Here is a 21,888-nt window from a genome sequence, read left to right as displayed (position 1 = left end):
ATTTATCTATCTATTAGAATTGCCTGTTTCATTATTAGGTTCTGAAACAATTTCACGGTTCTTTCTTGGAAGGCTTCGGGAATTCTACCACCGATAATCCATTCGTTCTTGACCAATTTCCCGTGTTTGACATTGAACTCTTTCTTAAGGCAGGCCAATGCTACTTCCCTGGTAGGGGCATCCATTTGCTCGAATAAACGCCTGATATTGTCTATCATGGGTTAGTTTTGATAAGCTATAAAAATATTGGAAAACTGGCGTCAAAAAAAAAAATTCGATTTAAGTATCAGTAAAGTTGTCAACAGTGTGTTCAGTGCTAGTGGCGGTTATTACTAGGGACTATATTTAAATTACCATTTTAACTCTCAGTATATACCCGAAATATTCAGAATTCAATCCTTTATTTAAACTTTTAAATCTTGTTTTCGTTCACTGGCATGGTGTCCTAATTAATGGATAATTGAATTCCTACGCAATAAAAAGTTGGAGGGACAACTGGCAGGAACTCACCGTATTCTTCGAGTTTCCCTTGGAGATCCGTAAGATTATCAATACCACCAATCTTATAGAGAACCTCAATGGAAAAATCAGAAAGTACACCAAGAACAAACTTTAATTCCCTACCGATGATACGGTAATGAAATCCGTATATTTGGCAACAAGGGAGGCGACCAAGAAATGGTCATTGCCCATCAGGAATTGAGGCATTATTTTAAATCAGTTCCTTAGGATATATGAAAAAAAGGTCAGACTTTAAATAAAAGTCAAACCTTAGTTTGTTCAACTTACACAGTTAACAGGATGGTGTCTTTTAATGGACTAACATTTTACAATACCACTTAAATGGATAGTTCATTCCCATTTTCTTTATCTCCATTTTTATGTTTCTTGGGAATAATTTTGCTACCATCTAAAGAAAGATTTTTATTTATCGTAATTTCCTTACTATATTCTTCCATTCCTGTTTGCATAGCTTGCATGCGACTATTACCCGATTCAATGTTTTTAAACATTGGAGTCCTTAACTTCAATTCTTTAGCCAATTCATAGCCAAGATTGAATGCTTCTATGTAATCCTTATCAACTTTTAGATTTTCTTCCATAATTAAAAAGTTTCACGAGCATACCTTTCAATATATTCGTTAATTGAATCCCGATCATAGAGAATTATTTTCCTTTGCGGTTGAGAAAATCTAATCTTTCCTTCATCCCTTAATTTCTGCAAAGTGGTTGTAGATTTTATATTTAGCAATAACATTGCTTCTTCACCATCAATCCATTTAGCCGGCTTATCTCTGCGCTTAGATTCTAAATGCTCTACCACCTTATCAAATAAAGCATAAAAAGCTTCTTCTTGTAGACATACCACCTGCATCGGATTAAATATTAAAAGTTAAATGTATGGTCATCTTCCTGATTTTTAATCCTATAATATACGACTTATGTCCATTCTTTACCAATTAATTAGGTTTAAGTTTCAATCGAATGGTCAAACGGTAATATCTCAATCAAAGTTTAGAACCTTCTCTAAAGCATCATCCGTTTCTTTGTGCATGAAATTTGACTGATAATTGACGGTGGTTGTAATAGAAGAATGCCGATATAATTTCTGAAGCATTTGAATTGGAATTTTATCGCCTGAAATATTACCGAAGCTGTGCCGTGCAATGTGCATACTGAGTTTCTTTTCAATACCAAGTTTTTCGGCTACCATTTCCAGTCGCCTATTTAAGTTTCTAGTTATCGTCTTTACCCGAGTTACCACTTGCTTTTGGTCATTTAAATTAGTACCTTTTAAATAAGGAAAAACTAAATCATTTTTATGCTGTTGAACCGACGTATAAAGGTATAGTAATTTTTTTGCCTTCTCAGGCACTGCTAGGGAAACTATTTTTTGGTTTTTCCCCATCCGATAATAAAGCCTATCATCTTTAAAATCCGAACATTTCAATTTCAAAATATCACCGACCCTTATACCTGCAAAATAAAAACTTGTTAGCCACGTATTAACTGTATTTTGTTGAGCCACTGTCAAGTCTCTTGCTGTTTCAAGCAATATGATCTCTTCCTTATTCAATCCGATTTTCTCACTTTCAGGGAATTTTATCTGAATTTTTCCTTTTCCAAATGGATAGTTGCTATCGTCCACATGATATTCTTTTCGTGCCAAATTATAGACTGTTCTAATTAGCATAAGATAATTAATAGCTGTTCTTGGAGCTAACTTTCGCTCATAAAGTAGATAGGCTTCAAACCGCCTTAACAAACTAACATCCAAATCGATAAACGGCAACTCCTTGCGCCCCAAAAAATCTTTGAATATATTCAATCTCTTTTCTTGATTGTAATGTTGATCGAATTTTTTACGTCTTAGTATGTTCCCAAGAAATAATTCACTGGCTAGAAAAAAATCTACCTTGGACTTACCAAGTATTTTATTTTTTATCTTCTTGGCAGATTGGTCGTTACCTTCCCCATCACTATCAATAAGTCTGTCATTTGCTTCTGATAGTTTCTTTGCAACCAACTTATTTAAACGGCTTGAGTTCGGATGTGATTTTCTTACTCTGTCGAATTTACTATCCCAGAATTTCTCGTCAATATATTGTCCAGTAAACAAGAATGATGATTTTCTATCTATGGTTACACGAATCGCGATAGGGAATAATCCCGCTTTGTTTGGTTTCCTCCTTAAAACTGCCTGTATTGTTGCCATTATTTTGAAGTTCGATACTTCAAGATACAAAATCTAGGTACAACATAGGTACAACATTTGATGTTTTTACTTGGTTTTACAACATTTCATAATTTCACAACTCATCAATAAACTGCTGATTATAAGCCATATAGAACCATATCAATACAGGTTTGTCAAAGTTCATAACCCGGAGGTCGGGGGATCGTGCCCCCCTCTCGCTACAGAACTTAAGTTTTTAAAAATCAACGGATTGGTTACTGCCAATCCGTTTTTTTATGCCCAATTCCAGCCCAATCATCGCTTTTGGACACAAAAGTGAACACGATTTAGAAGACATTTTTATAAATTAGCATTTGGGAGGCCGTGTAAAGGGGGAGTTATGAAAATCCAAGCAGGAATTCTCTACTCGACTATTTGGAAAATAATGAATGCGAGAGCAACCTTTCTGAAAAACTATCTGATTCTGTTGGGTTTTTGGTTGAGACCATCATTTATTGTTCGAAATCTGGAATTGGTTATTATGAAGGTGGACACTCAAAAGATAGATATATTCCAAAGAAAAACATTAATTGGAATTGACCAAATAAACTAAATAAAAAGGGTGTTCAACACCAGCTAAATTTAATTCGGGTTGATTTCTAACTTCAAAGTTTTGTGTATATTTACTAAGTTGCCAAATCTCGTTGATTTGGCTTTGAAATAAACAAAGAAACAAATCCAAACCCGCCCGAACGTAACCGTTAGCTACGGGCGGGCAAAACGCTTCGGCCTAATCTGTGTTCGAAAATCTTGTCGATTTTCACCTCGCACCAATCCTAACCCAAACCATTATGTGCAATTGACAATACATTAAATCGTTCTTGACAGATGATTGCTCACCTCCTAAGCTTCTTTTTTTCCTGTTGCTTAAGCTATCCATTACTTTTGGTGTAGGAAAATGTGATGCAGTTTGAAATGATAAGGACGTATCCTTTAAATAAATATTTTCCCTTGTAACTGTATAGATTAACTAGATGCCTTCGGATCACAATTTTAAATAAATATGAGCAATAACGATAAAGAGCACTTCCAAGAGAACAGTCCCTTTTTTTTCCCTTTAGAAGTTACCCCAAGAAAAGGGCTACTACCGATATCACGGGAAGACTATGAAAACAAGCCCAGTGGTGACATCTTTGGCAAAATACAGGATGCCGGGATGAAGTGGAATCCAGAAGATGTAAATCAATCAGAATTCCTTATAATGAGTACTGCGGGAGGATTAAAGAACGGTGAAGAGACCCTGGCACTGGGCATGCACTCAGGACATTTCGAATTGGGAGATGCCGCAAAAGTTGCTGCAAGTGCTTTCAAAAACCTATTTACCAAACCCTATTATGTATCAGTATCCGATCCTTGTGATGGACGTACTCAAGGCACTACAGGCATGATGAATTCATTGGCCTATCGTAATCATGCCGCCACAGTTTTAGGAGATCTAAGACGCTCTTTGCCCAATCGCAAAGGCATAATGGGCATCGCTACTTGTGACAAAGGCCTACCTGCGATGATGATGGCATTGGCGAATGAATCTGATCTACCAACGATTATCATGCCCGGCGGAGTGACATTAATCGCCAAAGGAATCAAAGATTTGGGTTCGGTACAGTCTTTACCATCGCTTGTTTCCCATAAAGAAATATCCTTGGAAGAGGCACAATCCCATGGATGTGCTTCTTGTGGGACACCTGGTGGAGGTTGTCATTTTTTGGGAACAGCAGCCACCTCCCAAGTCGTAGCAGAAGCATTGGGAATGGCATTGCCACATTCGGCACTGGCACCTTCCGGAGGGAAGATTTGGTATGCCCTAGCTAAAGATTCAGCCATTGCTCTGGTAAATCTCGCTAAAAACAATATATATACTAGTCGGATCGTTACTCAAGATGCCGTATACAATGCTATGGTAGTACATGCAGCTTTTGGCGGATCGACTAACCTCTTACTGCATATCCCTGCTATTGCTCATGCAGCGGGACTACCGATGCCTACTCGAGAAGAATGGGAGAATATTAACCGAAAAACGCCACGATTAGTCAATGTGCTCCCAGCGGGGAAGTACTCCACAGCACACGTATATGCTGCCGGAGGAGTACCAGAAGTAATGCTACATTTGAGAAAATTAGGTCTACTTAAAGAAGACTGTCTCACCGTTACAGGCAAAACATTGGGCGAAAATTTGGATGTCTGGGAGCAGGGCGGCAAAATGTTCTCTTGGGAAGCAGAAAACAAAAGAAATAGACGTCAACAAGTACGATTTAACCTCCAGACATTTAATCCTGATGCACATCCTGACAAAGTGATACTATCTCCTAAAGAAGCAAAGAAGGCCAACATGAAAAGCACCTTGACTTTTCCCACCGGAAATTTGGCACCAGAAGGAGCGCTGATCAAAAGCGGTGCAATTGCTCCAGAAATGATTGATGACAACGGTATATACTATAAAAAAGGAGTTGCTAAAGTATTTGTCTCTGAAGCAAATGCCATTAAGGCAATTAATCATGGAGAGGTAAAGCCAGGTCATATAATCATATTGATCGGTACAGGGCCAAGTGGCACAGGAATGGAAGAAACCTTCCAAATCACGGGTGCTCTGAAACAATTATCCTTTGGAAAAGAAATAGCCCTGATTACCGATGGCCGTTTTTCTGGCGTTTCCACAGGCGCATGTATAGGACATGTTGGTCCAGAGGCCCTCGTAGGAGGACCTATCAGTAAGGTTCAAGATGGTGATATCATTGAAATCAAAATTGATTGCGATAATCTAACTGGAAGTATAAATCTAATAGCCTCGCACAATGATCCCAATGCCGAGCTAAGTGAAGCCGACATAGCACAATTATTTTCAAGCAGATCACCACATCCAGAACTACGACCACATCCAGAATTGCCCAATGATATTAAAATTTGGGCAGCGACGCAGAGCGGTATATGGGAAGGATGTGTACAGGATGCTGATCGGATTTTGAAGATTGTGAAAGCAGGAATTGATGCTTTGAAATAAGAAAAAGCACATAACAATAAGTATGGACGCATAGTTGCTCGTACCTCGTAGAGATGGTGACTTGCTATAATCCGTTGTATTTCTTGAAGATAAAAATGGTAGTAATATTAACTAGAAACATTTTGTTTCCAAAACAATAGTTTAACTACAATAATCCAACTAATTTGCTTTAAAATTATTAATAACAGTAGTAAACACAAAACTGAACACGTTTTGGAACACGTTTTTATAAATTAGCATCTGGGAATCCCTGTAAATAGGGAATTTTAAAAAATAAGCATGAATTCATAACCCGATGGTCGGGGGATCGTGCCCACTCTCGCAACAAAACTTAAGTTTTTAAAAATCAACGGATTGGTAGTAACCAATCCGTTTTTTTATGCCCAATTCCAGCCCTATCATTGCTTTTGGACACATAAGTGAACACGATTTAGAAAACTAATTGTAAAGGAGCCTAGGGAAAGGGTACATCTGAAAATTTTTGTGCCAGCTCTAATAACAAAATCCCCCTACCCCACCAGGCAAAGAATTTTACAAAGACTTAAAGCTATACTCCTTTATTTTAGAGCTTGTTGGAGGAGTTAAATTTGGTAAAAATACTTGGTTATGAGACGAATTACTGTTCTTAATTGGACTTAGCCTCTGTAGAAAACTATGTCCAATTTCTTTTAATTACTAGTACAAAGGAAAATCTGACCTACTATGATTACCAATTTCTCTACCAAAAGAGACTAAAAACAGGACAGACCAATAAAAATTTTCGCATAAAGGAAAGGCCGCCTCTTTTAATATCCATTTTAGTAGTCCAATAAAGTGACTTTAAAAAAAAATGGTGTCCTAAATTATAACATGAGTTAAATCCTTAAAAAATGAAACAATGAAATATGTATTGATAATTGCAATGTTATTTACCGTAAGTATTGGTGTTGCTCAGACAAAAAAGCAAAAAAGCGTGACCAAGATCGCCGTGGCTACCTATACCGGAAGTTCTACCCAGGGGTATTATTTTACCAATGACCTGGATCAAGGCGCAATGTTATTTAATATTGTAAGACCTAAAGTGCTGAAGGAATTTGATCTTTCCAACAGCGTCTATATCCGTTAAATGTTCAGGATTACCTATAACATGGAAATAATAAAGGGTAAAAAACAAATGACGATTATAGCGTTGGAATTGCTGGACAATGAAGAGGAAAATGATATTGACGACTAACTACGGTAATTAGTTAAATATAGAAGCCCGGACCACTAGTCTGGGCTTTAATTATTTGGAGACATTCCAATTTCATGTTATTTACAAAACTATTATCTCTTGACAAAGTCGTTATAGTCTTCAAATTCAAAATTTCCAGTAAACATAGCTGTTGATTTATCAATTACCTTTCTGGCGTTGTTCTTACAGAAACCTATTTGTAGGGCATAGCGATAAAGGAACAAACGTTCCTTTCCATTCATGTTATGATTGGCAAAAACTATTTTGAACATATCGAAAATGCGTCTTAATCTTCTCCCAGTAGATGTTGAAGGGGACACTGACGGTCTGGAAGGATTTGAAATAATATATTCATATTCCTGTAGTCCTAGCCCCATTTTATCCGCAAAAAGTTTTAACAAGGCAATCTCTTCCTTTTTAATTTGACCATCAACCTGGGCCATGTAAACCATAGCCGTAAAATGTGCCAAATTGTTCTCGTGTTCCAAAGAGGATGTTCTATTTTGCATAACTTAATTGTTTTTTGGCAATTGAACCTATTCTTTAATTAATGGTAGGCCTTATTTAAAAAATTAGCCGTCGTCTTACCAGTTTTTTTTATAAATCAATAGGATAATCTGGCACTGAAGAGTTCCGAGTATCTTGAAGCCCGGCCTACTATTGGTGCCATAGTGGCAAACACCTTAATTTTTCTGGAGGTATATGACATTTCCCTGTTAAACTGGCCCAATTGCAATGCCATAGGCGTCTCAACGATTATTTCTTCTTCGGAAGCCGTTAACATAACCACTTCTTTTCCCAAAAAATCATCCTTACGGTCCATTGCCACTGCTAATACCTGGCTTTCGTCCCAATTGGGAAGAACCAAAGGGACATCTACATGACCATGGATATCATATACGAATAGGTGTAGACAATAGGGCATTTCCAGTTTGATATCCAACGGATGAAATTTCACTCTGGTGACTACCGTTATATCATTTACATCATCCCCAACATTAATTACATTTGGGATAGCGAGCATATCAACATTTAGAATCTTGGCCATGGTTTAGTATTTTTTGGTGTTGACCAGTTTATTCCTCATTGACACTAATATTCCTACAAGTACCCCTACTCCGAAACTTCCGAGTATTATAAGTACTCTAGACATGGAAAGCTTCCAAAATAGGAATTTGACATCGGTTATTTCCGCATTCTGCAAGGAAAAGATGACTATTACCCCAGCAAACAGAATGGCCAGAATTGTTTTGAATTTCATTATTATTGAGTTTATACGTAATAGATAAATATAATTCTAAGACCAGCAGGACTATTTATTCCCTGCTACCTTATTTTCATATGCCTCACAAGCTTTTGTAATATAGGCATGATCGTTGGAGAAATCGTTGTTCAATTTATCCAACACCTTTTCCAGTTCTTTGTCCGGATGATTAAAAAGATCCACCTGTAGGTGGCCCACTTTTTCTACAAGGCTTTCACAGGAGTTTTTTATGTCCACCAATTTTCTTAAATACTCTCGCCTTAGTTCCAAATCAGATTTTTCCATCGCTATAGTGTTTTAAACTTATTTAATAATTTAGACACAGAATTCTCGTATGGGTCACTTTTTTTTACAACATGGATTTTGAGTTTTCATCCTCCTTCGCCGAAATTGTAATCAATGGCAACATATTCCAACATTTACCTTAAATCCAATATGCCATAGTGCGAGATTATAGATAATCCAAGGAAGTATTAATAGCACTCTGTTTATGTACTACTATCTTGTATTATAAGATAAATACAAGGTTTTAGGACAAGAGGTTTCTGTTTGTGTCCACAATAGATAACCTGGATTAGGTCAATGGTAGTAGGTTTGAAACAACTATTCAAAATAAGTCGCATCAATTTGAATAATATATTAAAACAATATTCGGGTATCTCCGCTTTAAAAGACACCCGAATATTGTCTAGTTTAAGTTAGCTTAACCAGATTGTTTATTTCTTGATGATTTTTGATTTACCGTTAAGTCCATCAACCTTTATCTCAGGGTTGCCATATATATACACATAACTTTTACCCTTGGTGTAGATTTTCAATTCCTTGGCGGCATTGACATAGATGTCAGAGGAATTCGAGGCATTTAGATCCACATAGGTTGCTCTCAACTTTTTAGCCTTAATATCAGATGATCCAGTAGCTGTGAGTTTCATATCTGTGGCGTCGCCAGTGATATCCATATCCGCACGATTGTTAACGGTTAAATCAAGTTGATCTACAACGATATCACCTTTCAGAAAGGCATTATCATTTAATATCATAATAGCTCTGTCACCTTTGAACTGAATGTCCCCTTTACTACTTTGACCTAAATTGAAGGTTGATGACGCCACTTGCATATCCATTTCATACGAAGAATTGTCGTTAGCGGTAAACATTAGATCAGTAAATGTCAATCTATTTTTGGAGGTAATGGAAGCGTTCCCGGTCAAGGTAATCGCATCTATGTCAACAAAAGTAAGATCGATAGTCAATTCTTTACTTTTTTTAATGTTATAGGTCGAATAAATTTTAAGCACCCCGTTCAGAATGTCGAACTTAATTACATCTACCAAATTTTCGTCGGTCTTTAAGTGGTATCCGTTATCAGCGGTCTGAGTTATATTAACCTCAAGGTTGTCCGCAATTTCAATAGCATGGAAATCCTCTAGTGTTTTAAAGATATCAGCAACGACCTTGTTACCATCTATTTTAGGTTTTTTCTGAGAAAACACCATTAAACTGGTTAATAACAATACTAGGAAGACTATGTTCTTTTTCATCATTTCTAATTTTAAGTTGGTGTAACTATTTTTTATGTTACATAAATTAAGACACACCTTTTCTCACAAAGTCACATTATTGGCTTTTTAAGATAGAAAACTTGATAAAATATAATATTTCCTTAATAATATTGGGATTCAATTTAGAATAGATACGCTCCAATAATGTCGCCTTTGGCTAAACGGTGTGCATTTCGTTTCTGCTTATCGGCCTTTGGCATTATTGAGTACCCAAAAATTATCAAGGATCACTTTTGGCAACGTGAATAACCTCCAAATAATAGATGGATTAGGTGTACAGTCACTAGAACCTGAAGGGTTTTTGTTACTCGATAATTTCAATTCTATTTTCAGCAACGTATTTTATGGGTAAAACAGTTTTACCACTTGCTGTGGAAAGTGTCATGCAAATACTGTCTATGGAAACTATAATACCTTCAGTGCCTGCAATATTTACCTTGTCTCCGATCTCAAAATTTTTACGGACATAAAATGTGCGTAGAATGTCTCCAATAATTTCCCGTGAACCCAATCCAAAGGCCAAGGCCATAGCAGCCAAAAAAGCGCCCAGGATAATGGTTATGTTATTAGTGATTATTTCGGTATCAATACCGGCTTGATTCAAAGCAGTAATAGTGATGATTATGGCAATAATGTAAAATACTAGATTGCTAATGATCTTACCTCCATTCAGATCAAAAGAATCAAAAACACCCTTGATCGCCGTTCTAACAAAACTGGCAATATAAAGACCTACCATGAAAAGGGCAATAGCACTAAATAATTTAGGAAGGTAGCGTAATAGATTTCCAATTTCTTCCGATACGATCTTCCAATCCATAATATCCGCAGCAACGATAAGAAAGACTAAGAACATGATCCACTTTACAAATCCGACGATGACGGTAGTGATATTGAATTTTAGATCGGTCTTCCCAAAGATGCTCTTTTCATTAATTATTTCTGTGAGTTTATCAACCTTGATAAAACGTAATACCCTTTTTAGTACGAAAACTATTAACCTAGTAATTAACCAGCCAACAATAAGAATAATGATGGCCCCAAGGATATTTGGCAGTGCCTTCATTATACTAAGCCCCATTTCGTTGAGGGAATTAATGGTTAGGTCCTTCCAAGTTGTAATAGTTTCCATAATTTTGATTTTTTTAGTGGTTATTGGTATCCTTCTTTTGTTTTTTCCTTTTTTTGAAGAAGCTCTCCAGAGCGTGGGTATAATTGGCAGAAAAAAGACTTGCACTTTCCATAATGAATTTTAGGAGCGCAATGTCTTCCATTACTTTGCCTTTGAGTTCCTTTGGGACCTCTTTTGGCGGATATCCCAATTTTTTAAAAGGATTTTCTCTTTCCATAGTTCCCAACTCTGAATTTAGGTTTAAAAATTTTAAACCAATTTTATAATCTATATTACTTGGACACCAAAATTTTAAAAAGTCACATAAACTTTTTGAGCCGTAGGGGATATAAGCGCTTTTCTGTATAAAAAAGCGCTTTTTTCCAAGTCGTTTGATTAGGCTTCGATTAGAAAAACAGCCAAAAAGTGGAATCAAAGCAGCTATTTCAGCGGATTAAATTGTCAATGACTTTATCGATAAGACAACGATCTTTCAACCTCTATTTCTTTTTTTTGGTTTTGAGAAAGTTTTCAATGACGGATGCGTAATTAAATGAGAACAGGGAGCCCATATCCATCAAAAGTTTTAACTCCTCGACATCTTTCATGAGCTTTTCCTTAATTTCCTTGGGAGCCTCCTCTTGGGTTTCCAGCTCCTTAAATGGATTCTTTTCCATCATTTTATACTATTATGTGCTTCTACAACCTTTATTTTTGCTCGTTTTAACCTCATTTTTATGGCACTTTCTCCAGCATCGAAAAGTATTCCCAACTCCTTTACAGATACATCGTCCTGATATTTTAATAACAGTATGGTCTTGTCCTCTGGGTCTATGAGTTCTAAAGCTTGGTCCAGTTTACTGGCCTTTAAATTAAAAAGCTCCTGTTCATCCACATCTTCCATATTACTCAAATAATAATCATGATCCTCTATGGATTCCGAGATATCGCTCATCTTTTTGTCCTTATCCCGGTTAACATAATTTACGCAAAAATTATAGGTGAAAGAATAAAGCCATGTAGAAAATTTAGACTGCCCCTTAAAACTCGAAAGTTTTAAAAAGAGTTTCAGAAAAATATCTTGAGTAAGGTCTTTGGCTTCATCCTCATTCTTCACAAAAGCCCAGCACTTATTATATACCTTATTACTAAAACGGTCGTACAAAAGCCCAAATAAAAGGGAATTATTGTTTTTGGCGATACGGGCTACCAGTTCCTCATCGGAAAGATCCTTGTGGTCAGGACTATTACTTGAGGTCTTACGAACCAATATTAAAATAATATGTTTTAAGAACTGCATCGGTATGGTTGGCCATTTTTGCCTAAAAATCAAAATTAAGGAAAATAATAATTTATATAGCTCAGTAGTATGTTACTTTTTAAATTTATAAACCCAGAGGTAGGGGGACCGCACCCCCTCTCGTTAGATAACTTATGTTATTAAAAATCAACGGATTGGCAGTAACCAATCCATTTTTTTATGCCTTCTTTAGATGGAATAATTACTGCAATAAACAGTATCTTGAAATAATCAATTGCTATGAAAAAGCATATTTGATGGAATTTCCATCTTCTCGAAATCGTCACTTTGCCAGGATAAGGTCAATTTACGTCCACCGCCCTGCTGGAAATAGTTGAGCGAAATTTTATGCATTCCTGCTTTTAAAGAAATAGAGCCCTTTTTTTCGTAATTTCCGTGCGCCCCGTCATTGTCGATGAGCGCGTCATCATTCAAGAATAGCACACTTCCATCATTGGATTCAAGGAAGAAGGTGAATAATCCATCTTTTGGGACACTTATATATCCATCAAAGACGTAACCGAAATTTTCTGTTTGCTCACTGTTTTCTATGGAAAATTGGGGAATTATACTCGATGATGTTTCCTGCTTTTCTTCAAGGCCTCTCGCCTTGCTTAATTCTTAATTGTAATATTTATAATGCAGCCCGGGTGTCGGCTTCTCCGTTAGTTGTTGCGCCTCTGCAAATATGTCCGTGCCAATTTCAACGGATACGACCTGACTAGGAGTTTTGTCCTTAGAAAATGCCTGCATTCGCAAGGAGGCTTTCTTAGCAATGACAATTGGTTCGTTATATAGCAATGCATTTTCCGGTATGGGCAGCGCGCCATCCAGTGTATAATATATTTGAGCGGTTTCGTCCTTGGATGCCAATTGGATGTTACCATTTTGATCAGATACCACTTTGGGATTATCGGTAGCCTCCTGATAAATCCAATCTAAACTAAGGCGGGTGATTTGCGTAGTAGCCAAACCATGCCCACCCTTTCTATCTCCTGCACAATGCCCCAAGAGCACATGATTATCAAGGAATTCTATTGCAGTATAGCAATACCATCCATCAGGGTCACTTTCTATGGTCTTTATCTTCTCCCAACTTTTTCCCTCATCTTTGGATATGGCAAGGTTGTATGGAGTTCGATAGCCACCGTCTCTTGAATTTTCGTAGTTGTTGTTCCAGACCAACAATAAGTCCCCTGTTTTTGGAATGCGCTCTATCGAAGCTGGGGAAAGTGGCGATTTTATATTTCCCGCTACGATCGGTGACCAGGTTTCCCCCTGATCTTCCGAATAGGAGAAGTATTGTACACCTGCATCTGTCCGACAAAAAAGCATCATTTTTCCATGATCTAATTCCACTAGTCCTGGCTCTTGCAGTACGACGTTATTAGGATTGGGTACCTCCATGGATTTTGACCAACTTTTCCCTAGATTATCCGAGAAATAGGAATATATCTTTCCATTGGCAGTCATACTGGATTCAACCTCCTCGTGTAGTGCCGTGGGATAAATGATTCTGCCATTGGGCAACTGAAGCAATCTGTCGTTATTTACAACATGATATCCTTCGTCTTCCATACACCTAATCGGTTCACTCCAAGTTTTTGCCTCATCGGTAGAAATGCGCATATAGGGTATACAATCCGTTTCGGAGTTTTTTCGAATGTAAAAAAGGGCCAAACTTCCATCGCTTAGCCGTAATAGAGAAACAGACATCACATTCATTCTACCTTCGTTGGGTACAATGCTAAGGTCTTCCTGTGTCCAGGTTTGGCCGCCATCACTGGAATACCTCCCTGCCAGATAAGCTTTGGCATGATCCCCCGCTCCACCCGTAAAATGGGTATAAACAAACAATATTCGCCCATCTTTAAGCTGGATAAAATCACCTTCGCTATTCCTAGGATTATCAGAGGAAGGAGTTAGGCGTAAAGTAATTTCTTTGCCGGAATCTTCCTGAGGAGCAGTTTTGCAACCTATGAAAAATAAGGCTATTATCAGAAAAAGGAAGCGGTAATTGTGGTTTGTGCAATTCATATTATTTTGTAAACTAGGGTAATTCTATTTTAGCGTCTGAAATTAGCCATTTTAGACTAGATCACCTTGAAAATTAATAATAGTTCTTACCTAGGTAAATATTTGTAGGAAAGTCTTGGCACCAAAAGTAGATTAACAAGAGTATTTAGTAGCAAGGGGTTATATAGAAAGTCAAGGTTTTTTTTGGTATAAAGCGCGCACTGCCAAGCAGTCTCTTAAAATGGCCCTTTTTAGGTACACTAAAATCAATAATTATAGCCGTATATTAGGACAATCATATCACCCATTAGGGTACTAAAGCTTAAAAAACTTACCAGTCTGAACAACATTCCAAACATATCATTTAAAAGCGAAAAGAACGAAAAGGAATTTGAGTTCCTAAATCTATCCACATTATTTGCTAAAATAAGGACAGGATTGGATCATGACCCCAATAAACCCCATAGGCTTAGCTTTTTTGCCTTGTTGATCGTTACCAAAGGTTCGGGAAGCCATCATGTTGATTTGAAAGAGTATCCATTAAAAAAAGGTACCGTATTAAAAATAGCAAAGGGACAAGTGCATGCTTTTGAAGAAAATCCGAGTTATGACGGATTCCTCATTGTGTTTACGGAAGAATTTGTGCTCCAATATTTTTCAAAATCATCGATCCAGTTTATATCACATCTCTATAATTATCATATTTCCAAAACTGCTGTTGATGGCAGCAATTTTAATGAATCGTTTATAGAGCAGTTAAAGGATGAACTTGAATTAGAAAACACCTATGCTCAAAAAAATATTGTGGCGAAACTTCTAGAATTGTATTTACTAAAGTTGGAACGTCTTTCGCAGACCGATCATTCACCAAAACAACAGCAAAAGCATTATCCGGTATTTTTTGAGTTTAAAAATTTAGTGGAAGAAAAGTATACTGCCACCCGAAATGTAAAGGATTATGCGGATATGCTCTCTATTTCTACAAAGCATTTAAATGGAATAGTGAAAGAATTTACGCTAAATACTGCAAAACATTTTATAGATAATTTAGTAATTCTTGAAACTAAAAGAGCCATTGTTAGTTCCAATTACAGTTTAAAGGAAATTGGATATGCAGTGGGTTTCGATGAAGTAACAAATTTCACCAAATTCTTCAAAAAGCATACTAACACTACCCCAAAACAGTTCAAAACCGACGTATAGGGTTTTCGTTCCCATATTTACCATTCTTTTCCGAAGATTAACCTACCGGATTATTCCGTATAGGGCCAATTTTGTACCAAACTTTTAAATCAGAGAAAATGAAAACAAAATTAGCTACATTTATTTGCCTTGCTCTATTCAGTGTTGGACTTAGCTTGGCTCAAAGCAAAACCAAGGACGAAAATAATTTTCAGTTCGGACAGCCCGAACATTTTTTGGATGGATATTCATTAAATTTCCAATATCAGGATGGTACTGCCATACATATGGAGTTTTACAATGGCCAAGCCAAATACGAATGGGTCGCTGGACCGGCAAAGGGAAATGGCAACAAGGATATTCCTTATCGTTCCCGAAAAATTGGCAGTGATCTTTATTTGATCAACTGGCATGAAACAGATAAAAGGGACTATTTAACCCTTGTTTTTGATTTTGAAAAAATGCTTGTGCACAGTTCTATTATAGTCGGATACGAAAACAGGCCCGAAAGAACCTTAAAAACAGTCTTTAAAAGTGGAATTATCGATCATTTAAAGACAGCTGAATAATTTGCAAATTAATTTTAGTCTCCTATTCTTTGATATGTTCTATAGTTTGAAGGGATAGGAATATATTGGAATCTATTATAAAATCTGATGAAGTCTGTATAACCTTCATCAGATTTTTTATTTATACCAGTTTAATTCAGTGATTAACGCCTAGTTGACCTGACAAGATGGGTTTATAATTCCATTTTCAGCATAAAAACAAACCATATTTGATCTGCTCTTCTAAATCGGTAAAGGAATTAATTTATAGATCGTGATTTGAAGTTCCGGCCGACATGCTTAGGTACTACAAAACAAAACGCACCAACAATAACCCCTTCCAATTTGGGCAACAACTTCAACCACAGATTCCATATTTACCATTTTTATTATCGTTTTGATAAAAATAATACTGTAGATGCACATCACCTTTGCAGTGTTAAATAAATTAATCCTTAAAAATAAAAACTATGAAATATTTAAAATTAAATTTTTGGTTCTTGGCAGTCATTGCAACAACCTTATTGGTTTCATGTAGCAATGGTGATAATAGAGAGCAAACTAAACCTGTAGTGGTAGAATTTGGAGAAGCACCATCAAGTTCATTGATTACAACCGGTGTGGTAAACGTAATTACAGAAAACACCGTAAGATACCATACCATTGATTTTGCTGCGGCGCCATATACGGTTACAATTGTTGAGACAGAAGACAATATAGTACTTGTGGATTTAGGACCTGCACCTGCTTTTGCGGATGAGTTGGAAACCTATATAGATGCAATTAACAAACCTGGAGCTGTAATTATAACCCACAACCATGGTGACCATTATGGAGGTGCAGGGAATTTTACCGATTTAAATTTTTATGCAGAAAACACGGTTGCCGACCAATTGAACAATACCGATGATTTCACAAGCTTATACTCTAACTCAGTTATAGGTGTTAGTGGCTCCCAAGAAATTGGAGGCCTAACATTTACTTTTGACAAAGTTTCCAACGCTGAAACTGGGGAAAATAGTTTTTTGTACAATGAAGAACTTAAAATCGTTTTTTCTGGAGACCTAGTTTACAACCTTACGCATCCATATTTAAGAGAATACACACCCAATGCAGGTGAAGACGAAATAGACAATTGGGTAGCGGGTCTAAATGTTATAAAAACCAATTTTTCGGGTTACAGTCATCTTTTTGTAGGGCATAATGGTTCTCGTAACGATATTGGAACTGTAATTGATGAAAATATAGATTATCTACAAACCGCTCAAGGGCTTATTAAAGGATCTGAAACTATTTCCGGAGGAGGTACTGCTTCCAATCAACAAGAAGTAATGGATGAACTGGAATTGCGCTACCCTAACCATTTGGAAGGTGGAATCTTTCTATCACTACCAGATGCGTTCTTTCCTGGTGACCCAGGAGCCGATTGGTTTTAATCTACCAATTGGTTTCTTAAATCATTCAACAACATTTAAAATGTTTCCCTTTTCCAAAAAAAAATAATTATGATTACGAAACAACAAAAGGAAATAGAATCAACCTTAAAAGAACTCTATAACGATTCTAAGTATGACATGCTCAATATGATGAAGGGGGCAGCAAAAAGCGTTTTCAGACCTATGCAACCATTGGATTTTAAGGATGCGTACCTTTCTATTTCGAAAGAACAAGGAGTAGGTTTGGTACAACTTATAAAGGAAAATAACCTTAAGAATGTTATTGAGTTTGGAACCTCATTTGGAATTTCTACACTGTTCTTGGCTCAAGGTGTATTGGAAACCGGAGGTAGCATTATCACCACGGAATTAATTGAATCGAAAGCGCAACAGGCAATTGAAAATTTTAAAAAAGCTGGTGTAAACAACCATATCGAGCTTAGAATTGGAGATGCATTAAAAACTTTAAAAAATCATGATAAACCTATAGACTTATTGTTATTGGACGGTTGGAAAGATTTGTATTTACCCCTGTTCCAAATGCTTGAGCCCAACTTTCATGCAAACACATTAATATATGTTGATAATGCAGAAATGGCAGAAGTTAAAGCATTTCTAAGAACGATTGGTCAAAATCAGAAGTATCAATTACAAACTAAATTTGGTGGAAAAGTAGTATTGGCAACCATTAAAAAATAAAAGAATTATGAGCCAAGTATCCATTTGCCCAACATGTGGCAGCAAGTCAAGAATAAAAGAATCAGACGGGGTGACTTCTTACCAGGCCATTCAGGATGATGAGGTATTTAAAAAAGTAAGTCAACTTAAAAAGGCTATGGAAAAATTTAAGGCAAAAGCAGAAAAGCTTGAAAAGGAATTAGAAACTTTAAAGACTAGTCAATAATATGAAATTCTTAAAAAGAAATTACGGCTGGATGCTGGTTGCCATATTGGCCACCCTACCCTTATTTGTAATTTTTAATATGATACATATTAATTTTACGAATGGCTTTGCGGTTACCTTAATCGAAGGAGCAGCTAGCGATGGTAAAACCACCTTGGAAATGTTATACCATGTTTCTGGAGAGTTCGCTATAAGATGGATGACAGCCGTACTAAGCTGTACACCGTTTTTTATCCTCTTTGGCATCAACAATCTTTTTGTAAGGCAAGCTATGGGAATCGCCACTGCGGTGTGGAGTTTCCTTCACTTTATCATATTTTTAAGTGCTGAAGGCTTTCTTGAGACGTTTGCTCAAGTTAACTATGCTGCAGGTTTCGTGGCTGTTTTATTTTTAATTCCGCTATTTCTTACTTCCAATAGAAAATCAATGAAGAAGCTAAAAGCAAAATGGAAAAAACTACAAAGTCTGGCTTATGCTGTCATCCTTTTAAGCCTATTACACGTTGCTATTTTGGATAAAACTTGGGCTATATATGCAATAATAGTAGGTTTGGGATTAATTATTAGAATACCTTTAATCAAGCAAAAATTAATTGCATTTAGAACAAACACAAGAACTAGTATAGCTTAGTAATTAAATTAAGTAAATTAAAATATTATGAAAATTGCGGTAACATCGGCAAACGGACAATTGGGGACAGCAGTTGTAAAACAGCTTATAAAGGAAAATGGTAAAGAGAATGTAATAGGCATAGCCCGTACCCCTGAAAAAGCAAAACATCTTGGCATAGAAATTAGAAAGGGAGACTACAACAATCGCCAGGATTTTGATAAAGCCCTACAAGGTATTGATGCCGTTCTTTTGGTTTCGGGTATGGATGAGCCGCAAAAAAGAATCCAACAACATAGAAATGTAATTGAAGCGGCAAAACAAAATGGAGTGCAAAAAATTGTTTACACCAGTATTGTAGGCGATGAAAACAAAACCGCATTCAGCCCTGTGGTACAAAGCAATCGTGCGACCGAAAAAGATGTCCGGGCATCCGGTTTGGAATGGGTAATAGGTAGAAATGGAATTTATATAGAACCGGACCTTGAGTATATTGACAACTATATAAAAGAGGGAGAGATCAGAAATTGTGCTGGAGAGGGGAAATGTGCCTATACCAGTAGGGAGGAATTGGGCTACGCCTATGCGCAAATGCTTCTCAATGCAAATCATAACGGGCAAGTTTATAACCTTACTGGCGAGGCCATTACCCAGGCAGAATTAGCCAAAATTATAAACCAGGTGTATCATACAAATCTGACCTACAATCCTGTTTCGGTGGAGGCTTATGAGCAGGAAAGAAAGGAAGCCTTGGGTGATTTTATAGGAACTATAATAGCCGGTATCTACGAAGGAATCAAAATAGGTGCCAACGAAGTAAGTTCCGATTATGAAAAAGCAACAGGAAGACCTCACAAATCGGCCTTGACAATGATCAAAGCAATAAAAAATGAAACTAGAAAGCAAGAAATCGAAGATTCGCGAAAACCGATAAAAAACAATAACAACCACTTGAGTTAAAGGAAAGAACAATTTTATAATTCCAAGTACCTCTATATTTGCCTAGGACCTTCCCTCCTTCCTAGATTAGTGAATTGAATTGAGGACAACTCATTGCATTGATTTTGACAGGTCCACTTCGATCCACATCTTGTGTTTTCTAATTAACTGGTAAATATCAAAGGGAAGTTTTTGGTTCTCTAGAATTTCGCGATAGTCGTCAACATCCGCCCTTTCCCTCAAGGAAAACCTTTTTAGCGTAGTAGCACCACTTTCCAATAAGGGCATTTCCACGATATCCATCTCTGATTTCGGTCCACCTCCAGCAGGAAATGCAGCCATTACTTTAATCTTGAGGGCTTTGCCAAATTTTTTACATTCCATGGATTTTCCCCGGAAATAATGCATCAACTTTTTATCATCTGCACTGTTGGCCGCATAGTGATAGGCCTTTTCCTCTTCCTTGTTCCTTCGCATAATTTCCCATAGTTTTCCAAAGGTTCCATTGCTAATTGTATCCATTTTCATCAGTGTTAATTCCTTTCCCAAGGATTTCTATAAATGTGGTGATAAGCAATTGCCAAGGTTGACCGTATCGGATATATTATTGATGCTAAGTATCGGAATCGGAGAAATTAGCTGATAACGAGTTTTCTTGTGGCCTTACTTTTATTTAAGGACATCAAACTTCGGGTGCTATAAAATTTATAGAACAGCGGAATTATGTAATGTATTGTAGTAATTATATAACATTTTTATCATGATAATATCTCAATTTTGTGTGCTATTGTATTATTCAATAGCGTTTTAATCAGTACATATGGATACATGGAATGAGAATACTTTGTTTTACAGAAATTTTGGAAAAATGAGAAGCTTCCTTCGACCGATATTTTACAATGGAAGTTCCATTACTTCCAAAGAGAGGGAATCGGCAAAGGCCTTACAAACAATATTGCTCGAACTTAAAAATATCAAACCAATAAGAAAAAACGAGGACATCGTCACTTTTTAAAAACAATACTGTTCTAGCTTGTTTTGGTAAGTGCTTAAGATTATTATTGATTTTAGTGGAAAGGGCTGGATATAAAAATTTAGCTCTTTTACAATTATGAATCAACCCAATTGGAAAATAGCCATCCCTACAAACCGGTTTTATAAAATCCAATTGGATAAGTGTACTATTATGGCATCAATAGTCATGGTCTATCCAACGAGCATAATAAAAACCTTTCAAAGTTCAAATAAGAATCCTGAATTTATACATTTTTGATTCCTTGATGAATATGGTAATATTTTTATGTCTTCTAAAAAAAAGGACCGGTTTTAAAACACTTCCCATACTACAAATGAGTTTTGCCAAATAAACATTTATGGAACTCTAAAAATAGCGGTAAATCTCCCATAATTCGCAATTGGCCATTGGCCAAATATTCCACTGTAAGCCAATAATAACTATATTTGTATGATGATTCATTTTCCAATGCCGACCTATGTAGCTAGTAACAGCAAGGTTTATACCCGGCCAAAGAAAATGGCCCCGACACCCAGATAAGCCTTTATTGCCTTGTACGACCATCAACAAAGACAATCACACGAAAGAGTTTCTTTCATATATAATAAAAAAAAATGAAAAATATCTTTCTTGCTGATGACGATGCCGATGACCGCGAATTTTTTATAGATGCACTTAAGGAAGTAAGCATCCCCACTGATATAATGCTTTCCAACAATGGTTTGGAATTGATGAAAAATCTCGAAATTTTAATCCAACACCCACCACCCCATGTAATTTTCCTGGACCTGAACATGCCTTTTAAAGATGGCTTTCAATGCCTACAGGAAATCAGAAATACGCCTAAACTAAAGGATATTCCCGTTGTCATATTTTCAACATCGGCCAGCGATATTTTTGTTGACCAAACATATGAACAAGGCGCAAATTACTATATTCAAAAACCTACTTCGTTTCGACTTTTGGTAAAATCAATTGAAAAGGTTTTAACACTTGAAATGTGGCCATCACCAAGACCTCAAAGAGAAAATTATATTTTATCAATTACATGAC

The 21,888-nt window shown here is 36.5% G+C and carries 26 protein-coding genes and 1 pseudogene; 11 read left to right on the top strand and 16 right to left on the bottom strand.

What is annotated here, in order from left to right:
- Positions 1-2: 2 nt before the first annotated feature.
- Positions 3-218 carry a hypothetical protein gene (locus tag CWD91_RS15205; protein WP_103441824.1) on the bottom strand — a complete coding sequence of 72 codons (216 nt, stop codon included), beginning with the start codon at positions 216-218 and terminating at the stop codon, positions 3-5.
- A 248-nt stretch (positions 219-466) separates the two neighbouring features.
- Here CWD91_RS15205 and CWD91_RS15200 point away from each other — a divergent pair.
- A pseudogene (locus CWD91_RS15200) lies at positions 467-703 on the top strand (transposase); the annotation flags it as partial.
- Positions 704-839: 136 nt separating this feature from the next.
- Here CWD91_RS15200 and CWD91_RS15195 read toward each other — a convergent pair.
- From CWD91_RS15195 to CWD91_RS15185, 3 genes are all read right to left on the bottom strand, one after another.
- Positions 840-1,103, bottom strand: a complete 264-nt coding sequence (locus CWD91_RS15195) for a hypothetical protein (RefSeq protein ID WP_103441823.1) — start codon at positions 1,101-1,103, stop codon at positions 840-842.
- Between the two features lie 2 nt (positions 1,104-1,105).
- Positions 1,106-1,375: a helix-turn-helix domain-containing protein gene (locus CWD91_RS15190; RefSeq protein ID WP_103441822.1), complete on the bottom strand. Its 270-nt coding sequence runs from the start codon at positions 1,373-1,375 to the stop codon at positions 1,106-1,108.
- Between the two features lie 129 nt (positions 1,376-1,504).
- Positions 1,505-2,716, bottom strand: coding sequence for a site-specific integrase (locus CWD91_RS15185; RefSeq protein ID WP_103441821.1), 1,212 nt, complete (start codon positions 2,714-2,716; stop codon positions 1,505-1,507).
- Between the two features lie 1,024 nt (positions 2,717-3,740).
- On the opposite strand from CWD91_RS15185, the gene CWD91_RS15175 reads away from it, so the two are divergent.
- Both CWD91_RS15175 and CWD91_RS15170 read left to right on the top strand, forming a co-directional pair.
- Positions 3,741-5,735, top strand: a complete 1,995-nt coding sequence (locus CWD91_RS15175) for a YjhG/YagF family D-xylonate dehydratase (protein ID WP_103441819.1) — start codon at positions 3,741-3,743, stop codon at positions 5,733-5,735.
- Positions 5,736-6,612: 877 nt separating this feature from the next.
- A complete protein-coding gene (locus tag CWD91_RS15170) occupies positions 6,613-6,840 on the top strand; it encodes a hypothetical protein (RefSeq protein WP_103441818.1) in 228 nt (75 codons plus the stop codon).
- 200 nt (positions 6,841-7,040) lie between these two features.
- On the opposite strand, the gene CWD91_RS15165 is transcribed toward CWD91_RS15170, so the two are convergent.
- From CWD91_RS15165 to CWD91_RS15115, 11 genes are all read right to left on the bottom strand, one after another.
- Positions 7,041-7,457 (bottom strand): tellurite resistance TerB family protein, encoded by a 417-nt coding sequence (locus CWD91_RS15165; protein ID WP_103441817.1) that lies wholly within the window; start codon positions 7,455-7,457, stop codon positions 7,041-7,043.
- 95 nt (positions 7,458-7,552) lie between these two features.
- On the bottom strand, positions 7,553-7,996 hold the full coding sequence (locus CWD91_RS15160) for a hypothetical protein (protein ID WP_103441816.1): 444 nt from the start codon (positions 7,994-7,996) through the stop codon (positions 7,553-7,555).
- Positions 7,997-7,999: 3 nt separating this feature from the next.
- Positions 8,000-8,209: a lipopolysaccharide assembly protein LapA domain-containing protein gene (locus CWD91_RS15155; protein ID WP_103441815.1), complete on the bottom strand. Its 210-nt coding sequence runs from the start codon at positions 8,207-8,209 to the stop codon at positions 8,000-8,002.
- Positions 8,210-8,260: 51 nt separating this feature from the next.
- A complete protein-coding gene (locus CWD91_RS15150) occupies positions 8,261-8,497 on the bottom strand; it encodes a hypothetical protein (protein WP_103441814.1) in 237 nt (78 codons plus the stop codon).
- A gap of 431 nt (positions 8,498-8,928) precedes the next feature.
- Positions 8,929-9,753, bottom strand: coding sequence for a head GIN domain-containing protein (locus tag CWD91_RS15145; RefSeq protein ID WP_157943808.1), 825 nt, complete (start codon positions 9,751-9,753; stop codon positions 8,929-8,931).
- Positions 9,754-10,078: 325 nt separating this feature from the next.
- Positions 10,079-10,906, bottom strand: coding sequence for a mechanosensitive ion channel family protein (locus CWD91_RS15140; protein ID WP_103441812.1), 828 nt, complete (start codon positions 10,904-10,906; stop codon positions 10,079-10,081).
- Positions 10,907-10,919: 13 nt separating this feature from the next.
- Entirely contained in the window at positions 10,920-11,123 is a 204-nt protein-coding gene (locus CWD91_RS15135; RefSeq protein ID WP_103441988.1) for a hypothetical protein, read from the bottom strand.
- Between the two features lie 262 nt (positions 11,124-11,385).
- Positions 11,386-11,565: a hypothetical protein gene (locus tag CWD91_RS15130; protein WP_103441811.1), complete on the bottom strand. Its 180-nt coding sequence runs from the start codon at positions 11,563-11,565 to the stop codon at positions 11,386-11,388.
- On the bottom strand, positions 11,562-12,185 hold the full coding sequence (locus CWD91_RS15125) for an RNA polymerase sigma factor (RefSeq protein ID WP_103441810.1): 624 nt from the start codon (positions 12,183-12,185) through the stop codon (positions 11,562-11,564). Before CWD91_RS15125 ends, CWD91_RS15130 begins: the two co-directional genes overlap by 4 nt.
- A 231-nt stretch (positions 12,186-12,416) precedes the next feature.
- A complete protein-coding gene (locus CWD91_RS15120; RefSeq protein WP_262509688.1) occupies positions 12,417-12,737 on the bottom strand; it encodes a PA14 domain-containing protein in 321 nt (106 codons plus the stop codon).
- Positions 12,738-12,806: 69 nt separating this feature from the next.
- Positions 12,807-14,222: an exo-alpha-sialidase gene (locus tag CWD91_RS15115; RefSeq protein WP_157943807.1), complete on the bottom strand. Its 1,416-nt coding sequence runs from the start codon at positions 14,220-14,222 to the stop codon at positions 12,807-12,809.
- A gap of 417 nt (positions 14,223-14,639) precedes the next feature.
- Here CWD91_RS15115 and CWD91_RS15110 point away from each other — a divergent pair, with 417 nt between their 5' ends.
- From CWD91_RS15110 to CWD91_RS15080, 7 genes are all read left to right on the top strand, one after another.
- Positions 14,640-15,404 (top strand): AraC family transcriptional regulator, encoded by a 765-nt coding sequence (locus tag CWD91_RS15110; RefSeq protein WP_239985810.1) that lies wholly within the window; start codon positions 14,640-14,642, stop codon positions 15,402-15,404.
- 98 nt (positions 15,405-15,502) lie between these two features.
- Positions 15,503-15,952 (top strand): MoaF-related domain-containing protein, encoded by a 450-nt coding sequence (locus CWD91_RS15105; RefSeq protein WP_103441807.1) that lies wholly within the window; start codon positions 15,503-15,505, stop codon positions 15,950-15,952.
- Between the two features lie 449 nt (positions 15,953-16,401).
- The gene (locus CWD91_RS15100; RefSeq protein WP_103441806.1) at positions 16,402-17,367 is read left to right on the top strand and encodes an MBL fold metallo-hydrolase; all 966 of its coding nucleotides are present in this window, start codon (positions 16,402-16,404) and stop codon (positions 17,365-17,367) included.
- Positions 17,368-17,436: 69 nt separating this feature from the next.
- Positions 17,437-18,066, top strand: coding sequence for an O-methyltransferase (locus CWD91_RS15095; RefSeq protein ID WP_103441805.1), 630 nt, complete (start codon positions 17,437-17,439; stop codon positions 18,064-18,066).
- A 7-nt stretch (positions 18,067-18,073) separates the two neighbouring features.
- Complete coding sequence (locus tag CWD91_RS15090) at positions 18,074-18,271, top strand: hypothetical protein (RefSeq protein ID WP_103441804.1); 198 nt, start codon at positions 18,074-18,076, stop codon at positions 18,269-18,271.
- A gap of 1 nt (position 18,272) precedes the next feature.
- The gene (locus CWD91_RS15085) at positions 18,273-18,902 is read left to right on the top strand and encodes a ferric reductase-like transmembrane domain-containing protein (protein ID WP_103441803.1); all 630 of its coding nucleotides are present in this window, start codon (positions 18,273-18,275) and stop codon (positions 18,900-18,902) included.
- 27 nt (positions 18,903-18,929) lie between these two features.
- Positions 18,930-19,841, top strand: coding sequence for an SDR family oxidoreductase (locus tag CWD91_RS15080; RefSeq protein WP_192877682.1), 912 nt, complete (start codon positions 18,930-18,932; stop codon positions 19,839-19,841).
- Between the two features lie 90 nt (positions 19,842-19,931).
- On the opposite strand, the gene CWD91_RS15075 is transcribed toward CWD91_RS15080, so the two are convergent.
- Positions 19,932-20,342, bottom strand: a complete 411-nt coding sequence (locus tag CWD91_RS15075) for a hypothetical protein (protein ID WP_157943806.1) — start codon at positions 20,340-20,342, stop codon at positions 19,932-19,934.
- Between the two features lie 1,107 nt (positions 20,343-21,449).
- Between CWD91_RS15075 and CWD91_RS15060 the strand changes: the two genes are divergently transcribed.
- Positions 21,450-21,887, top strand: coding sequence for a response regulator (locus CWD91_RS15060; RefSeq protein WP_103441798.1), 438 nt, complete (start codon positions 21,450-21,452; stop codon positions 21,885-21,887).
- The last annotated feature ends 1 nt before the right edge of the window (position 21,888 follow it).

It is taken from the genome of Arenibacter hampyeongensis (assembly GCF_002909255.1).
GTDB classification, from domain to species: Bacteria; Bacteroidota; Bacteroidia; order Flavobacteriales; family Flavobacteriaceae; genus Arenibacter; species Arenibacter hampyeongensis.
This window is presented reverse-complemented; position numbering and strand designations above follow the sequence as displayed.

What these genes read in the sequence shown, in the direction of transcription:
- CWD91_RS15150 (WP_103441814.1), bottom strand. Translation starts at nt 8,497, where the DNA reads ATGGAAAAATCTGATTTGGAACTAAGGCGAGAGTATTTAAGAAAATTG.
- CWD91_RS15195 (WP_103441823.1), bottom strand. Translation starts at nt 1,103, where the DNA reads ATGGAAGAAAATCTAAAAGTTGATAAGGATTACATAGAAGCATTCAAT.
- CWD91_RS15185 (WP_103441821.1), bottom strand. Translation starts at nt 2,716, where the DNA reads ATGGCAACAATACAGGCAGTTTTAAGGAGGAAACCAAACAAAGCGGGA.
- CWD91_RS15080 (WP_192877682.1), top strand. Translation starts at nt 18,930, where the DNA reads ATGAAAATTGCGGTAACATCGGCAAACGGACAATTGGGGACAGCAGTT.
- CWD91_RS15130 (WP_103441811.1), bottom strand. Translation starts at nt 11,565, where the DNA reads ATGATGGAAAAGAATCCATTTAAGGAGCTGGAAACCCAAGAGGAGGCT.
- CWD91_RS15090 (WP_103441804.1), top strand. Translation starts at nt 18,074, where the DNA reads ATGAGCCAAGTATCCATTTGCCCAACATGTGGCAGCAAGTCAAGAATA.
- CWD91_RS15170 (WP_103441818.1), top strand. Translation starts at nt 6,613, where the DNA reads ATGAAATATGTATTGATAATTGCAATGTTATTTACCGTAAGTATTGGT.
- CWD91_RS15060 (WP_103441798.1), top strand. Translation starts at nt 21,450, where the DNA reads ATGAAAAATATCTTTCTTGCTGATGACGATGCCGATGACCGCGAATTT.
- CWD91_RS15205 (WP_103441824.1), bottom strand. Translation starts at nt 218, where the DNA reads ATGATAGACAATATCAGGCGTTTATTCGAGCAAATGGATGCCCCTACC.
- CWD91_RS15100 (WP_103441806.1), top strand. Translation starts at nt 16,402, where the DNA reads ATGAAATATTTAAAATTAAATTTTTGGTTCTTGGCAGTCATTGCAACA.
- CWD91_RS15175 (WP_103441819.1), top strand. Translation starts at nt 3,741, where the DNA reads ATGAGCAATAACGATAAAGAGCACTTCCAAGAGAACAGTCCCTTTTTT.
- CWD91_RS15155 (WP_103441815.1), bottom strand. Translation starts at nt 8,209, where the DNA reads ATGAAATTCAAAACAATTCTGGCCATTCTGTTTGCTGGGGTAATAGTC.
- CWD91_RS15075 (WP_157943806.1), bottom strand. Translation starts at nt 20,342, where the DNA reads ATGGATACAATTAGCAATGGAACCTTTGGAAAACTATGGGAAATTATG.
- CWD91_RS15085 (WP_103441803.1), top strand. Translation starts at nt 18,273, where the DNA reads ATGAAATTCTTAAAAAGAAATTACGGCTGGATGCTGGTTGCCATATTG.
- CWD91_RS15105 (WP_103441807.1), top strand. Translation starts at nt 15,503, where the DNA reads ATGAAAACAAAATTAGCTACATTTATTTGCCTTGCTCTATTCAGTGTT.
- CWD91_RS15095 (WP_103441805.1), top strand. Translation starts at nt 17,437, where the DNA reads ATGATTACGAAACAACAAAAGGAAATAGAATCAACCTTAAAAGAACTC.
- CWD91_RS15125 (WP_103441810.1), bottom strand. Translation starts at nt 12,185, where the DNA reads ATGCAGTTCTTAAAACATATTATTTTAATATTGGTTCGTAAGACCTCA.
- CWD91_RS15145 (WP_157943808.1), bottom strand. Translation starts at nt 9,753, where the DNA reads ATGAAAAAGAACATAGTCTTCCTAGTATTGTTATTAACCAGTTTAATG.
- CWD91_RS15160 (WP_103441816.1), bottom strand. Translation starts at nt 7,996, where the DNA reads ATGGCCAAGATTCTAAATGTTGATATGCTCGCTATCCCAAATGTAATT.
- CWD91_RS15115 (WP_157943807.1), bottom strand. Translation starts at nt 14,222, where the DNA reads ATGAATTGCACAAACCACAATTACCGCTTCCTTTTTCTGATAATAGCC.
- CWD91_RS15140 (WP_103441812.1), bottom strand. Translation starts at nt 10,906, where the DNA reads ATGGAAACTATTACAACTTGGAAGGACCTAACCATTAATTCCCTCAAC.
- CWD91_RS15165 (WP_103441817.1), bottom strand. Translation starts at nt 7,457, where the DNA reads ATGCAAAATAGAACATCCTCTTTGGAACACGAGAACAATTTGGCACAT.
- CWD91_RS15190 (WP_103441822.1), bottom strand. Translation starts at nt 1,375, where the DNA reads ATGCAGGTGGTATGTCTACAAGAAGAAGCTTTTTATGCTTTATTTGAT.
- CWD91_RS15135 (WP_103441988.1), bottom strand. Translation starts at nt 11,123, where the DNA reads ATGGAAAGAGAAAATCCTTTTAAAAAATTGGGATATCCGCCAAAAGAG.